The 745-nt window shown below is 65.6% G+C and carries 1 protein-coding gene; it reads right to left on the bottom strand.

Annotation, left to right across the window (positions count from 1 at the left end; all coding sequences use genetic code 11):
- Window positions 1-745: type 2 periplasmic-binding domain-containing protein (locus tag A8G15_RS29010; RefSeq protein ID WP_483826456.1), on the bottom strand; the 745-nt coding region annotated here is incomplete at both ends.

Raw genomic sequence — 745 nt, 5'->3', positions numbered from 1 at the left:
AAGCTTCGCATTCTCCGCGTCGAGTGCGGCCCGCGCGTCGTCTGCGTACGGACGAACCGAGCCACCGGCCGCCAGTACGGCTTTCATTCCCTCTGCAGTGTTGGGCAGGATCTTGTCCTCGATGTTGGACTCGAGATACACGGTGAGGCTGTCCCACAGCAACTGCTGCGCCACCAGGGGCAGCGAATCCCATGCCTGACTGCTCATCGCCATGCCACCCCACCCGACCGCGACGCCGGCGTCGGGGTCGATGACCACCTGCGGGGTCTGGCCGAGGAAGCCGCCGAGCATGCCGACGGTGAAGGACGTGACGGAGCAGTCCGCGATACCGCGCTGCAGCGCCTCGAACAGCTCCGTGTAGGCGATCGACACGGGGTTCGCGCCGAGCGCCGACACCTCGGCGGTGATCGAACGGCCCGATGCCGTGACCTGCGCCCCGCGCAGAGCCGCGAGATCGCGTCGATCCTTGGCGCAGAAGAGCCCGTTGGACCCCGAATTATATTCGGGAAGAAGAAGTTTCATACCCTTGTCCTCGTACTCGGCGAGAATCTCGGGTGTCTCGAACGCGACCTGGTTGGCCCAGGCGTTGGACTGCAGCGCCCCGTGCAGGGGTGTCTGGACGGACACGAAGCTCGAGTCGGTCAGAGCGGTGCTGGCAGGATATTCGGCGGGCTCGTACTGCGGAATGATGTGTCCCAGGTCCAGACGGCCGTCGACCAGCGCATTGTCGATCTCGGCCGGCGGC

Origin of the sequence: Rhodococcus phenolicus, assembly GCF_001646785.1 — a bacterium.
Lineage (GTDB): Bacteria > Actinomycetota > Actinomycetes > Mycobacteriales > Mycobacteriaceae > Rhodococcus > Rhodococcus phenolicus.
Note: the sequence above shows the minus strand (reverse complement) of the source record. Positions and strands in the feature narration are given on the sequence as shown.